14 protein-coding genes are annotated in these 14,192 nt (G+C 57.2%); 8 read left to right on the top strand and 6 right to left on the bottom strand.

The genetic code is table 11. The annotated features are described in order from the left end of the window. The 4 genes from E8E91_RS25360 to E8E91_RS25345 all read right to left on the bottom strand — a co-directional run. Positions 1-1,146, bottom strand: a 1,146-nt coding sequence (locus tag E8E91_RS25360) for an LLM class flavin-dependent oxidoreductase (protein ID WP_179057997.1), incomplete at its 3' end; no start/stop codon positions are given. A gap of 247 nt (positions 1,147-1,393) precedes the next feature. Further along, positions 1,394-1,996 carry a GTP cyclohydrolase II gene (ribA, locus tag E8E91_RS25355; protein WP_179057996.1) on the bottom strand — a complete coding sequence of 201 codons (603 nt, stop codon included), beginning with the start codon at positions 1,994-1,996 and terminating at the stop codon, positions 1,394-1,396. Between the two features lie 124 nt (positions 1,997-2,120). Next, entirely contained in the window at positions 2,121-3,224 is a 1,104-nt protein-coding gene (gene ribBA / locus E8E91_RS25350) for a bifunctional 3,4-dihydroxy-2-butanone-4-phosphate synthase/GTP cyclohydrolase II (protein ID WP_179057995.1), read from the bottom strand. A gap of 40 nt (positions 3,225-3,264) precedes the next feature. Then, positions 3,265-3,783 carry a nuclear transport factor 2 family protein gene (locus E8E91_RS25345; RefSeq protein WP_179058011.1) on the bottom strand — a complete coding sequence of 173 codons (519 nt, stop codon included), beginning with the start codon at positions 3,781-3,783 and terminating at the stop codon, positions 3,265-3,267. A 261-nt stretch (positions 3,784-4,044) separates the two neighbouring features. Here E8E91_RS25345 and E8E91_RS25340 point away from each other — a divergent pair, with 261 nt between their 5' ends. Then, positions 4,045-5,043 carry an NADPH:quinone oxidoreductase family protein gene (locus E8E91_RS25340; protein WP_179057994.1) on the top strand — a complete coding sequence of 333 codons (999 nt, stop codon included), beginning with the start codon at positions 4,045-4,047 and terminating at the stop codon, positions 5,041-5,043. An 11-nt stretch (positions 5,044-5,054) separates the two neighbouring features. Here the strand turns inward: E8E91_RS25340 and E8E91_RS25335 are convergent, their stop codons facing one another. Next, entirely contained in the window at positions 5,055-5,576 is a 522-nt protein-coding gene (locus E8E91_RS25335) for a nuclear transport factor 2 family protein (RefSeq protein WP_179057993.1), read from the bottom strand. 253 nt (positions 5,577-5,829) lie between these two features. On the opposite strand from E8E91_RS25335, the gene E8E91_RS25330 reads away from it, so the two are divergent. The 4 genes from E8E91_RS25330 to E8E91_RS25315 all read left to right on the top strand — a co-directional run bounded on the left by E8E91_RS25330 (position 5,830) and on the right by E8E91_RS25315 (position 8,643). Continuing rightward, positions 5,830-6,246 (top strand): nuclear transport factor 2 family protein, encoded by a 417-nt coding sequence (locus tag E8E91_RS25330; protein ID WP_179057992.1) that lies wholly within the window; start codon positions 5,830-5,832, stop codon positions 6,244-6,246. A 63-nt stretch (positions 6,247-6,309) separates the two neighbouring features. Beyond that, the gene (locus E8E91_RS25325) at positions 6,310-7,056 is read left to right on the top strand and encodes a glucose 1-dehydrogenase (RefSeq protein ID WP_179057991.1); all 747 of its coding nucleotides are present in this window, start codon (positions 6,310-6,312) and stop codon (positions 7,054-7,056) included. Between the two features lie 220 nt (positions 7,057-7,276). Then, complete coding sequence (locus E8E91_RS25320) at positions 7,277-8,113, top strand: alpha/beta hydrolase (protein ID WP_280358959.1); 837 nt, start codon at positions 7,277-7,279, stop codon at positions 8,111-8,113. 215 nt (positions 8,114-8,328) lie between these two features. Further along, a complete protein-coding gene (locus E8E91_RS25315) occupies positions 8,329-8,643 on the top strand; it encodes a transposase (protein WP_179057989.1) in 315 nt (104 codons plus the stop codon). A gap of 987 nt (positions 8,644-9,630) precedes the next feature. Here E8E91_RS25315 and E8E91_RS25310 read toward each other — a convergent pair. Next, positions 9,631-10,257 carry a TetR/AcrR family transcriptional regulator gene (locus tag E8E91_RS25310; protein WP_179057988.1) on the bottom strand — a complete coding sequence of 209 codons (627 nt, stop codon included), beginning with the start codon at positions 10,255-10,257 and terminating at the stop codon, positions 9,631-9,633. Positions 10,258-10,523: 266 nt separating this feature from the next. Here E8E91_RS25310 and camD point away from each other — a divergent pair, with 266 nt between their 5' ends. Genes camD through E8E91_RS25295 form a run of 3 tightly spaced genes read left to right on the top strand, consistent with a single transcriptional unit; the run spans position 10,524 to position 14,171 of the window. Further along, positions 10,524-11,609 (top strand): 5-exo-hydroxycamphor dehydrogenase, encoded by a 1,086-nt coding sequence (gene camD, locus E8E91_RS25305; RefSeq protein WP_179057987.1) that lies wholly within the window; start codon positions 10,524-10,526, stop codon positions 11,607-11,609. 27 nt (positions 11,610-11,636) lie between these two features. Then, positions 11,637-12,884, top strand: coding sequence for a cytochrome P450 (locus tag E8E91_RS25300; protein ID WP_179057986.1), 1,248 nt, complete (start codon positions 11,637-11,639; stop codon positions 12,882-12,884). Between the two features lie 18 nt (positions 12,885-12,902). After that, complete coding sequence (locus E8E91_RS25295; RefSeq protein ID WP_179057985.1) at positions 12,903-14,171, top strand: FAD-dependent oxidoreductase; 1,269 nt, start codon at positions 12,903-12,905, stop codon at positions 14,169-14,171. Positions 14,172-14,192: the final 21 nt, after the last annotated feature.

The following is a 14,192-nucleotide window of genomic DNA, read 5'->3' as shown; positions in this document are numbered from 1 at the left end:
CGTGCCTTCGGCATCCTTGGTCGCGAAGCGAGGAGCCACCAGGCTGGCAAACTTTTCCAGTTCCTCGTTGTTCTGCTCCGGGTCCAGGTGACCCTGACCGAACATCAGGAACAGCTCGTTGAAGCCCAGGCGGTCGTGGGCGCGGCCGATCTGATCGGCGATCTCGTCAGCCGAGCCGATCAGCACGTTCGGCATTTTCTGGCCGAACGGAATGAACCACTTGTCCCAGAACCACTTATGCTCGGCCATCAACTGCTTGGCCTTGTCCTTGTCATCGGTCAGCATCAGGAAACCGCCCCAGGCAGCAACATCCTCACGGGCAACCTCCCGCTCGTGCTGGCGTGCGGTATCGGCATAGCGGGTCCACAGGGCATCGCAAAAGTCCAGGTCGGAAGCCAGCACGATTGGCTTGCCGCCTTCCCGGGCCCACATGTCGACGGTGCGCATGCTGCCGGCAAAGCCGCCGTAAATTTTCGGGTGGGGACTCTGGTAGCACTTCGGCGCAATGCCGATCTGGCGCACGATGCCATCTGCATCCATGCCCTTGCCCATGCTGGCATAGGCCGGGTGACCGGCAGAGCCGCCATTTGGCGGGAACTCCCAGTGTTTGCCCTTGTGGCTAAACACGTCATTGGCCCAGGCCTTCTTGATGACCTGCAGCGACTCCTCGAAGACTTCGCGGTTCAGCGCATCTTGCTCGTCGCGGGCCTTGGCGTTGTCCGGCGTAGTGGCGCTGACACCCGGACGCGCAGCATAGGAGTCGACCCAGCGCGCATGGTAGCCACGGGTGAAACCAACCATCAGGCGCCCTTGGAGCATGTGGTCAAGGGTGGCGATTTCTTCGGCGATACGCACCGGGTTATGGGTCGGCAGGGTGTACCCCATGATGCCGGCCTTCATCCGCTTGGAATGCAGGCCCACATAGAGACTGAACATGCCGGGATGGTTGTTGATCTCAAAACCTTCGATCTGCAGGTGGTGCTCAGGCTGGCAATAGCCTGCATAACCAAGCTCATCCGCCAGACGAACGTAATCACGCACTTCGGATAGAAAGCGCTGATACAACTCAGGACGCTGCCCAGCCATACCCGCTTCCAGCTCATAACGACGACCGATTACACCTGTTTGCATCAAATGAAACTTCATTGCGTCCCCTCCTGTTCGTTGTGTTATCAAAACTAATCAGCTCCGACCCATTTGTCAACACATATGTTGATACGCTGGACGGAGCAATGAGCGGCAAGCTGAACCGCCAGCCATGAATCAATAACTCATTGATTTAAATCAAAAACTCTCGTGCCGACGCGGCGGATCCGAAGCGGCATGGCGCCCACTTCCAGTCGGCGTGAGCCGCAGGCGCGCATGGGTCAACCGTTGAAAATAGGATGCGAGATCACATCAATTTGAGATGGGAGAGCATATGCCCCAACTTGGTTGCCTTGGTTTGCAGGTAATGTGCATTGCAGGGCGTCAGTACTGACTGCAACTTGACCCTCTCAACAATGCTGATGCCGTCACGCCTCAGGGCCTCCACCTTCCGCGGGTTGTTCGTCATCAGGCGCACAAACTCAATGCCAAAATGACCGAGCATCTGTGCACCAATCAGATAATTGCGCATGTCCGCTCCGAATCCCAGTTGCTCATTAGCCTCGACAGTGTCTGCCCCCTGATCCTGGAGTTCGTAGGCCCGGAGCTTGTTGATCAAACCAATGCCTCGCCCCTCTTGGCGCAGATAGAGCAAAATGCCTCGCCCTTCCTCGGCAATCAGTTTCAGCGCGATATTTAACTGCGATCCACAATCGCAGCGCTGACTGAACAGTGCATCCCCGGTCAGACACTCGGAGTGCACCCGGCACAGGACAGGCTCACCTGAACGGACATCGCCCAGTGTAAGGGCAACATGCTCCTTGCCGGTCTCGAGGTCTTCAAACCCATGAATATCAAAGGTCGCAAAGGGCGTTGGCAGATGCGTGGATACCGCATATTTCAAACTCATATCCTGCTCTCGATCTGTTCAGACATGACCAACGCACAACTTCTTGCACAGCACGACACACGTACACCAACTCGGGTTAAATGTTAATTGTTTGTGTCCGGGCACCCAGAACATACGCGAAGAATCAGCGGTAGACGACGTACTCCGAGACCTGCAAGTTGAACCCAGAGATCCCGTGATACTTTGCCGGCGACGCCATAAGCCGCATATCCCCTAAGCCGAGATCACGGAGTATCTGCGACCCAACACCAATCATCAGAGGATCACCATCTGCCGATGCTCTAGGCACTTTGGACATGCTGCTCAGGGCATCTATCTTGTGCTTCATGTCTGAGGAAGATTCTGCGCCTGCAAGAAGTACCAACACGCCCTTTTTCTCCGCCGAAATTCGCGCAAGGCAGCGCTGGATATTCCAGCCACTACTGCCAGGAATCTGAATGCCGAGCAAATCACGGAGGCAAACCGACTGCTGCACGCGAACTAGCGTAGCCGAGCCATCCAGTTCGCCCTGGGTCAGAGCCAGGTGGATATCTCCGTTAATACAGTCGCGATAGGCATGCATCATGAATTGACCATGATCGGTCATCACTGACTGTTTATACAGCCGCTCAATGGTCGCTTCATTGACAGCCCGATAATGGATTAGGTCGGCAATGGTGCCGATCCTGAGCCCATGCTCCTTGGCAAATTCGATCAATTCAGGCAGGCGCGCCATTGAGCCGTCTTCGTTCATCACTTCACAGATCACCCCGGTTTCATTAAGACCGGCCAGTCTGGCGAGATCGCAGGAAGCTTCTGTATGCCCAGCTCGAACCAACACACCACCCGGCTCGGCGATCAGTGGGAAAATATGCCCCGGTTGGACAATGTCCTCCGCCCTGGCAGAGTGTGCCGCTGCGGCCTGTACCGTCAAAGCCCGATCTGCGGCGGAGATCCCGGTACTCACCCCCTTTGCCGCCTCAATCGAGGCGGTGAACTTGGTGCCGAAACCTGACCCGTTGTGTTCGACCATCAGCCTCAGCCCCAAGCGCTCGGCCTGGGACTTGCTCATTGGCATGCAAATCAGGCCGCGAGCAAAGCGAGCCATGAAGTTGATGTGCTCAGCCTTCACATGCTGAGCGGCCATGACGAGGTCGCCCTCGTTTTCGCGATCCTCATCGTCAATCAATACGACCATTTTACCGAGGCGGATGTCTTCGATAATGTCTTCAATCTTGTCTAACTGCATAGCTGCACCCTTAATGGCCGTTTGATGGGATTCCCCTTAGCTACAGGTTTTCCCGGCGCGCCGGCAGATCGGCAGCCTGCGGCTTGCCACCCGGCCACCGGACCCGCAAGTCTGCGGTGAGTGAGGTCGCGACCTGCTCCCAAGGCCCCATATGTACTGCCAGCATTTCCCTTTTCGAAAAATGCCATTTGCCGTGCAGACGTTGGTATTTGTCGTAATAGCGCACGGCCCCAAACAGGCTTTGGCCAGCCATGGCAATTTCGAGATGCGCGCCAACCACTCCCGTTGCGGTGTCATCACCGGTGAAAGTGATCAAGCTATAGTGAGGCGTGTGGATGGTGATGCCCATGTTCGCTCTGGCACTTCGCAGGAAAACCATGATCGCGGCCCGATCAGTACCGCCGGCGAACCCACCGGCATGGAATTCTGCTCCAGGCGCAAAGAGCGCCTCCAAGGTAGCGAAGTCATCATCGTCTGTGGCAACGAAGTAGCGGACGGCCAAATCCTGCAGCTCGGCGCGGTCTTCCAGCGCTTTAAGCCTGCGTTCGATATCTGACATATGAATACCCTCTTTCTTGTTTTGAACCATCGTGCGGCCTTTGTCGAAATTAGTCAACACAACAGTTGATTTGCTCTATCATCGACCCTCCCCGACTCGATTTCCGGGTAACCTTCCGCGGCCCCCCCAGCAAGCGTCATCGGGACAAATCATTTCCAATCTCTGGTTGCAGATCCGCGGCAACCAAATCAACATTACAGTTGACTGAACAGTCTTGCCGGCCCACATTCGGCGCCCACGATCAACACCAGGAGTACTCAGATGCGGGCAATTATTTGCAGCGAATACGGCCCTGCAGAGGCGCTGACTCAAGGCGAAATGGACAGCCCGGCCATCGGAACTGACGACATTCGCATCAGGGTCTATGGGGCAGCAGTCAATTTCCCAGACAATCTGATCATCCAGGGAAAGTATCAAGCCAAACCGCCGATGCCCTTTGCCCCAGGCTTTGAGATCGCAGGCGAGGTAATTGAGGTCGGCGCCAATGTCAATGCATTACACCCTGGTGACCGCGTCATGGCTCTGACCCGAGATGGCTACGGCGGATTCGCCGAAGAGGCCGTGGCCCGTGCCGAACTGGTGGTCAAGGTGCCGGAGGGCATGGATTGTGTAACCGCATCAGGCTTTTATTCCGCATACGGCACCAGTTACTACGCTCTGGTTCGCCGCGGCCGGATTCAGGCAAATGAGACTCTCGTTGTGCTCGGCGCCGCGGGCGGCGTGGGCCTTGCCAGTATTGAAATTGCCAAGGCGCTCGGTGCAACAGTCATTGCTGTTGCCAGCTCCACACACAAGCTGGAAGCTGCGAAGGCACACGGCGCCGACCACCTAATCGATTACAGCAACGAAGACCTGAAGAAGCGGGTACTAGAGCTGACCGACGGCCGAGGGGCGGATATGTGCATGGATACGGTGGGCGGCGAAGCCTTCAATAGCATGTCACGCTGCATGAGCCACGGTGGCAGGCTATTGATTGTCGGCTTCGCCAGCGGACAGATTCCGCAGATACCGGCCAACCTACTGCTGCTGAAGAACATTCAGGTCGCCGGCATCTTCTGGTGGCCCGCCGTACAACTCGATCCGGCGCAACACCACGCCAGCTTCAGGCACCTGTCGGAGCTTTACAGAGCGGGAAGTCTGAGGCCGCTTATTTCGCGGACCTATCCGCTAGAAAGGACACCGGATGCCCTCAAAATGGCGCTGTCCCGCAATCTGATTGGCAAACTGGTCATCACGCCGACCACCGAACCAAGTAACTAGATCCACCCCACTCAGCGAGGGGGCTCTGTCGCCATAAGCCTGTATACCGGATCAACCGGGAAGCGATCACCGCGCGTAAATCCATCGAGAGGAATCGGTGCCTCCGCTTCGACCCAGGCTTCAACCTTGTGCCAATCCAACACCACCGTGCGCTCATCAATCTTCCATTCGCCATTGCGCCGGGAGAGACGGTCCAGATAACGGGCCCCCATTACATCGGCCATCCGTGGACTACCGATTCGCACAAGAGTCGCCATGACCTGCGACTCCGATCGAGCCGTGTCTCCATCAACCTCAATCAGTACATTGGTGATCGAGTGTGTAGTCGCCACGTTAGCGGAGGTTAGGCGTGCGGGTAAAAAACGAGCAAAGTCACTGCCAGTCCCCCGCCAGTAACCATGATCATCGTAGGCGTCGTCATGGTAGACAGAACGGATCAACTCCTCGTCGCAGCGATCCGCACCGCGGCAATAACGGATCAGCACTTCATAGATCGCCTGCTTGTCCAGCAGAACCTGCATGTCTTTGGTCATTACTCTGCCCTTGATGTTGTTATCGCGATCCTGGCCATGAGCCAGGGGTTAAGTCGACTCGAACTGGATTCAACGGACACGTTCCGGTAGGTCATACAGTGATTCATTTACCGATCAAATATCAACACATTTGTTGACTTTAAGGAAGCAAGAATGCTACTGATGGCCATGGAACAGATGATGGGATAAGCCGGGCTTCGCGAGACGCGCTGACAACGTTCGGATCCGACAATCTAAGTCACAGGAGTCCAGGGTGAACACAGCCAACAACCCACTTGAACGCAACAAGGAAGTGGTGCGCCATTTCTTGAGTGTTTTCTCCACCGGTGATGTGGCCGGAATCGTCAGCTGCCTGGACGATGACTGTATTTGGTGGATATCCGGCAACGTACCCGGCATTTCTGGCAGCTACAGCAAACTTCAGATGGGAGAACTGCTGGCTGGCGTCGTCAACGTTTACAAGCATGGCGCTTTGCCGATCACCTCCGGCAGCATGACTGCCGAAGGCAAGCGTGTCGCAGTGGAGGCAGAGTCTTGCTCGGAGCTGAAAAACGGACGGGTGTTCAAGAACACCTATCACTTCCTTTTCGAGGTGGATGGTAAGCGCATCACCAATATCCGGGAATACAGTGACACTCTGCACATGTACGAAACCTTCATCGCCGAGTAGATCACACCAGCTTGGCGGGGCGCGGCCGCCCTGCCCAACACATAACAACAAGAGGGCAACATCGTGAGTCGACTAGCAGGCAAAGTGGCGTTGATTACCGGGGCCGCTAGGGGCATGGGCGAGTCCCATGCCAGATGCTTCGTTGCGGAAGGTGCCAAGGTGGTGTTGACCGATCTGTCAGAACAAGCCGGCCAGGCACTGGCTAAGGAGCTTGGCAGTAACGCGTTGTTCTTGAAGCACGACGTCACCTGCGTCAACTCCTGGGCAGAGGTGATGGCCGAGGCCGAATCCGCGTTTGGCCCCCCCACTGTGCTGGTCAACAATGCCGGCATACTCGGCCCGGTAGCCAACACCCTGGCCCTCGGCGAAGCGGATTACCTGAAGGTTTGCAGCGTCAACCAGCTCTCGGTGTTTCTGGGTATGCGGGCCGTTCTGCCGTCCATGCTCAAGGCAGGCATCGGTTCGATTGTGAACATTTCGTCGATTGCCGGCATGGCCGCAAACTATGGCTTCCCAAACCTGGCCTATGTGGCCAGCAAGTTCGCGGTACGTGGCATGACCAAAGCGACAGCAATTGAATACGGCCCGAAAAACATCCGCGTTAACTCGGTACACCCTGGCTTCATTCAGACGCCGATGATGGTGGAGGCAACCGATGAGAACGGTGGAGATGCACTGAGCATGATTCCGTTGGGCCGTATCGCCGCCGCCCAAGAGGTCTCCAACCTGGTGCTGTTCCTTGCATCGGACGAGTCCTCCTACATCACAGGCAGTGAACACCTGATTGACGCGGGGATGCTGGCTCAGTAAGTCGCCCGTTATTGCTGAACGAAGATACTTTCACAGCAGCCGTGCTGAGATTTTCTTTGCCAAGCTCGAGACGTCAACAGCCCCTCGCGGGGTACCGACTCGAGCGCGGCGAAGGGTCGTAGCCACGTGACTAGGTCGATGGGTGGCCAGCTGATTGCCCACGCCACCTCCGTCAGTGAGCTGCCCGACCTTCGGTTGATTACAAGCGTTGAGACGAAAAATGCGCAAGATGCTATTCAAGGGCGCCGCGGGCATCAGCCTGGCGGCCGATGTCGGCGGCGACCCCGATCGTCAACCCATCGTGCTACTGCACGGCGGCGGACAGACTCGTCACTCGTGGAAAAACACGGCGCAGCGCATGGTCGATCGCGGCTTTCACACCGTGTCGTTGGACTTGCGCGGCCATGGTGACAGTGGCTGGTCGCACGACCAGGACTACAGCCTGGATGTCTTCGTTGCTGACTTGCACGAGGTTATGGAGACCCTGCGCCGACCACCGGTGCTGGTCGGAGCCTCGCTTGGTGGGCTGACTTCCCTACTCGCCATCGGCGAGGCCCGTCAGCCTGCCCATGGCCTGGTGCTGGTGGACGTGGTGCCGCGGATCGAGGCCGAAGGAGCAGCGGAAATCCTCCGGTTCATGCAGGCCGCTCCGAATGGCTTCACTAGCCTGCAAGAAGCAGCCGATGCGGTTGCAGCCTACCTTCCCCATCGGCAGCGGCCGACCGACTTTGGAGGACTCCAGCGTAACCTGCGCCTGGGCGCCGACGGCCGCTACCGCTGGCACTACGATCCAGCATTCACCGCCCCAAACAACCAACGCTCCCGGCGCCCCGAGCGTCTAGAAGCTGCTGCATCAAGGGTGGACATACCTACGCTTCTTATCCGTGGCGGCGCCAGCCGGCTGGTCAGTAAAAAGGGGGTAAATCAGCTTCTTGCGCTGATTCCGCACGCACGGCTGGCTAATGTGGCCGGAGCCGAACATATGGTCGCCGGCGACAGCAACGACGCGTTCAACGATGCCTTGTTCGACTTCCTGAACAGCTCGGTGGAGGCTTAGGGACTATCCGTACTTGATGTTGAAGGTAGGCGCAGCCATGTGTAATCACGTTGATTTTTACGGCCAAACGGCAGAAGACAAGGAAGCTATGCTTATGCCTTTCGCAGCGGCTATTGACGCTTCGCATAGGTAGTTAGGGAAACTCGCAGACTGAATCATCCCGGGCTAAGTGGGCACTGAGTTAAGGTGAGTAATGCCCACCACACGGCATGCTCATGCCCCAGATCAGACGACGTTTTCCCAACTCCTTCAAACGCGAGGCGATAGACCACGTACTTTGCGAGATGTCGCATCGTCATGTACCCCAGGCATTGGGTATTGCTGAAAGCCTGCTAGACAAATGGAAGAGCCACTACGAACAGCAAGGTGGCGATGCCTTCCTTGGCAACGGCAAGCATCGTGTTGAGCGCGCTGAACTTCTCCGCCTGCACCAGCAATTGGCCCAGGCCACCATGGTGCGCGAAGTGTTAAAAAACCACCTTCCCGGCAGTCCGTGGCCCATTGGATTAGTAGCACGCCCACTACGGTGACTCCGCAGGACCGCGGTCGTCTGCTTTCTGGGAGGCTGAGTCCCCATCAAAATACTTGTCCCAGAGGAAGCTGCAGACCCGCGAGTGGTGGAGCGTTTCGTGATCCCGCTTAGGAAGGAGATCTGATCCGAGCCCCCTCCGGAATTTTCGGTGTGGCCGGGGCACGTGATATAGCTCATATCAACGCGCTACCTGGCGGTCATTCATGATTGCGCAACCGGTACTGATCTTGGCTCGCGGTTTCATGTGGTCGGAAACCCCACTGAACTCACCGAAGTATCGGTACAAACTATCAAGCCTTCACTGCTGATGTGTACCTAGTTGGCCCAGCTCGGGGACACCACAGTGGCGATCGAGTTGGCCAGCGTGTATTGGATTCCGGGCTACGAGATTCTAGCCCGCGGTCGCCACTACCCGCCGATTGCCCCGAATCACTTGGACGCCAGTTCGCTTCGGATCGCGCCAACCGGCATTGGATCTCGAACATGACCTACGAGCGGACAGCCCAAGGAGGCTATATCTGGCGTTGGTGCTCGATCTGTATTCGCGTGTAGTCGTCGATTGGGCGATGCTTCACCGTATGCATCAGCCCCGTACGCACTGCGCTGGAGATAGCCCTTGCACGACGCCAGGGACGGGCGGAGGTGCTGCTGCATTCGGCAGCGGCAGCCAATACTGCGCCTACGACTACTTGGCTTTGCCTAGACGACATCAAATCGTGCCAGCCATTCACATTCGGGGAACTGCCCGGACACTCGGTGGGAGCGCGTTTCTTCCGCTCGCTGAAAGTCGAGGGGGAATACTTGATGCGCTATGCCAGCTACCAGGAGGCAAAGCCCGATCTGCTCTACGACACAATCACCGTCGCCGCCACTCGACGCGGGGCTATCTCAGTCTGATGGAGTTTGAGCGGCGCTCTGCGAGCATTAGCTCTCAACTACCTGTCCACTAGCTCCTGGACACACCACATGTCGGGAATAGGCCTACCTATTCATCTTCGATATTGAAGAGTGCCGCCAGAGTGATATCGAGCTTGGCCTTCTGCAAGGCCAAATCTTGCGCCCCCCCAGCCCCTTCCAGGCTGACCGCGTAGGTCAGTGCGCCCAATGCGCCCATCCACAGCAGCTGCGCCGTATCCCTGGGTGAATACTTCAACTGCCCCTGCGTATGGAAATGGGATAGGTCGTCAGCGACACCTCGCAGGGTATCAGCGACCAGGCTCGGAGGCTCTCCCGCCATGATCTGCTGGATCACAATGCGACACATATTCGGCTCTGAGTAGGCAAACTGCAGGAACGTTGCCCATCCATCGCGTATCCCCTTGAGCGGCCCCTTCTCGTCGATACCGTCGTGATAGGCCTTGGCAACCTGCAGGTAGGTCACGTCAATCGCAGCCTTGTGCAGTCCATGTAGATCACCGTAGTGGTGATACAACGTTGGCGGCGTTACGCCTACCTCCGCGCAGATCGCCCGCATGGTTGCACCCTCGCGTCCCTTGGTACTTAACAGGTGCACGGCTGCACGCAGCAAGTCCTGCTTGATATCGCCATTGCTGGGGTCGATACGACCTTTTTTTTTTCCAGAGGCTGGGCTGCTTTCAATGTAAGTCCTCACTGCCGTGTTCGATTCAGGGCGACCCAAGCCACACGGCTACTAAACGCCCCGGCGGGAAGCCGGTCCGCACAATACCAGCATGACTCACAAGTCAAAACCGCCACTCAACACGCGTGTTGAATATTTTTCACCGCGCATGTTGACCATCAACGCAATCGTCCATATATTCAGTATATCACCGATATACAGCTCAACCTGACCAATTGAGCACAGCGGGAAGGCTTCGCTGGCCCAGCCCCAAAGCACAACAAAAACGAGGTGTAAGAATGCAATATGCAAGAGCAGCCGTGATGGTCGAACAAAATCAGGTCGAGACCTGGAACGTCCCGGTTTTTGATCCTGCACCAGGCGGAGCCCTAGTACGCGTCGTCCTTGGTGGCGTGTGCGGCAGCGATGTGCACATCGTTTCCGGAGAGGCGGGCACCATGCCCTTCCCGATCATTCTCGGCCACGAGGGTGTGGGGCGCATCGAAAAACTCGGGGCCGGCGTCACCACGGACTATGCAGGAGTCCCGGTTAAGCAGGGTGACATGGTGTATTGGGCCCCAATCGCTCTGTGCCATCGCTGCCATACCTGCACCGTTCTGGATGAAACCCCCTGCGACAACTCAACCTTTTTTGAGCATGCGGACAAGCCCAACTGGGGTAGTTATGCAGACTTTGCCTGCCTACCCAGCGGCATGGCCTTCTATCGTCTGCCCGATCACGCCCAACCGGAAGCATTGGCCGCACTCGGCTGCGCCTTACCAACCGTGCTGCGCGGCTATGACCGCTGCGGCCCCGTGGGCCTGGACGATACTGTAGTTGTTCAGGGTGCCGGACCGGTCGGACTCGCTGCTGTGTTGGTTGCTGCGGCATCTGGTGCGAAGGAAATCATTGCCATCGACCATTCCCCAGTTCGCCTGGAAATGGCACGCAGCTTAGGCGCGACTGAGACCATCTCGCTCAAGGACACCACCCCAGAAGACCGGCTACGCATCGTCGCCGAACGGTTCGGCAAGCGAGGCGCCAGCCTGGTAGTGGAAGCCGCCGGCGCCTTACCGGCCTTCCCTGAAGGCGTGAACCTGACCGGCAACCACGGCCGCTACGTCATTCTCGGCCTGTGGGGCGCGATTGGCACTCAGCCCATCGCTCCCCGCGATCTGACCATCAGGAACATGACGATTGCCGGAGCGACCTTCCCCAAACCCAAGCATTACTACCAGGCCATGCAGCTTGCGGCGCGACTGCAGGACCGTTTCCCGCTGGCCGACCTAATCACGCAGCGTTTTTCCATCAATGATGCCAACAAGGCGCTTGAGCTGGTCAAGACAGGTGCACTGATCAAGCCCGTGATCGATCCAACGCTCTAACCGCCCCATTATTTCAGGAGAACAAAAATGAGTACTGAAGCCAAACAGAGCATTGCCAATCTTGCGCCCCTGCCGCCCCACGTACCTGAGCACTTGGTTTTTGACTTCGACATGTACAACCCGCCTAACATTTCGGAAGGTGTGCAAAAAGCCTGGGCGACACTGCAGGGCCCCAATGTACCCGATCTGATATGGACTCGATGCAATGGCGGGCACTGGATTGCCACCCGGGGAAAATTGATACGCGAAGCCTTCGAAGACCATGCACATTTTTCCAGCGAGTGCCCGTTCATTCCCCGCGAAGCTGGCGAGGCTTATGACTTCATTCCCACTTCAATGGATCCGCCGGAGCAGCGCCATTTTCGCGCCCTAGCCAGCGGAGTCGTAGGCATGCCTGCAGTGGATAAATTAGAGGACCATATCAGGGAGCTGGCCTGCTCACTGATCGACGACATCCGCCTTCAAGGTCACTGCAACTTTACTGAAGATTTTGCTGAGCCGTTCCCGATTCGAATCTTCATGCGGCTCGCGGGGCTGCCAGACGAAGACATTCCGCATCTGAAATACCTCTCGGATCAAATGACCCGCCCGGATGGCAGCATGACTTTTGTGGAGGCCAGAGACGGGCTCTATGAGTATCTGATGCCAATCATTGCGGAGCGCAAACTGAAGCCTGGTACCGACGCGATAAGCGTAATCGCCAATGGCCAAGTCAACGGGCGCCCAATCACCAGCGACGAAGCGAAGAGAATGTGTGGTCTGCTGCTGGTTGGTGGCTTGGATACCGTCGTCAACTTCCTCAGCTTCAGCATGGAGTTTCTGGCCAAAAGTCCAGAGCACCGCAAAGAGCTGATCGAGCATCCAGAGCGCATTCCGGCTGCCACCGAGGAACTACTCCGCCGCTTTTCGCTGGTTGCTGATGGCCGCATTCTCAAATCCGACCTCGAGTTCCATGGTGTACTGCTGAAGAAGGGCGATCAGATCCTCCTGCCGCAACTGCTGTCGGGCCTGGATGAGCGTGAAAACGCCTGCCCGATGCACGTCGACTTCAGCCGCCAGAAGGTATCGCATACGACCTTTGGTCACGGCAGTCATCTGTGCCTTGGCCAGCATCTAGCCCGCCGCGAAATCGTCACCACCCTCCGGGAATGGCTCGCAAGGATCCCTGACTTCTCCATTGCCCCGGACGCCCAAGTACGCCACCAGAGTGGCATTGTCAGCGGCGTGCATGCACTCCCGCTCGTCTGGGATCCGGCGACCACTAATGCAGTTTAAAAGCGTGGGGTGCGTGCAGTGAACGCAAACAAAAATCTGGTCATCGTCGGTGCCGGCCACGCAGGGGTTGAGGTTGCTTTTGGGCTGCGCGCCAACGGCTGGGAAGGCAATATCTGGCTAGTGGGGGAAGCAGCAGCTGTTCCCCATCATCTCCCGCCTTTGTCCAAAGCCTATCTAGCTGGCACAGCTACACCGGAAAGCCTGTACCTGAGAGCCCCGAATACCTACGCGGCGCAGAACATCCAATTGCTCAGCAGCACTCAGGTAACGGCAATAAACCGCGACCTACGGCACGTCAGCCTGTCGGATGGCCAGGTACTGCCCTACGACTTGTTGGTGTTGGCGACCGGCGGACGTCCGAGGCTGCTACCGGTAGCCAGTGGCGCTGTCGGCAAGGCGGCTAACTTACGATATCTACGCACACTTGAGGATGCCGAGTGTATCCGCCAACAGTTGACTCGAGGCAATCGACTGGTGGTGATTGGCGGCGGCTATGTCGGACTTGAAGTGGCTGCAACCGCCGTCAAAGCGAACATGCAGGTCACGCTGCTCGACACGACAGACCGTGTTCTCGCGCGAGTTACTGCTCCACCGGTATCAGCCTTTTACGAACGCCTGCACCGTGATGCTGGCGTTGACATACGAACCGGCATGCAAGTGTGTGGATTCGAGATGTCAGCCGATCAGCAGAAAGTGACTGCCGTACTGTGTAAGGACGGCACGCGACTGCCCGCAGATATGGTAGTTGCCGGGATTGGTTTGATCCCGAACTGTGAACTGGCCAGTGCGGCCGGACTGCTGGTAGATAACGGTATCGTGGTCAACGAGCAGATGCAGACCTCTGATCCTGCGATCATGGCGATCGGCGACTGCGCCCGGTTTCACAGCCGGATCTATGGCCGCTGGGTACGTATCGAGTCGGTGCCGAATGCATTGGAGCAAGCGCGGAAAGTTGCCGCTATCGTCTGCGGTAAGCCACCACGCAGCGAAGCTGCTCCTTGGTTCTGGTCCGACCAGTATGAAGTCGGACTGAAAATGGTCGGGCTATCTGAAGGATACGATCGGATCATTGTCCGTGGCTCTTTGGAACAGCCCGACTTCACAGTTTTCTACCTGCTGGGCGACCGAGTCCTGGCGGTCGACACTGTGAACCGCCCGGTTGAGTTCAACCTAGCAAAACAAATCATAACGGACCGACTGCCTGTTGAACCAAGCCTACTGGATGACGAAAGTGTGCCGTTGAAAGAAATAATCGCGGCAGCCAAAGCCGGTTTAAATAGTATCTAAAGGCACCATCAATTAATCGCC

Source organism: Pseudomonas sp. BN515 (assembly GCF_029873155.1).
Classification (GTDB): Bacteria; Pseudomonadota; Gammaproteobacteria; order Pseudomonadales; family Pseudomonadaceae; genus Metapseudomonas.
This window is presented reverse-complemented; position numbering and strand designations above follow the sequence as displayed.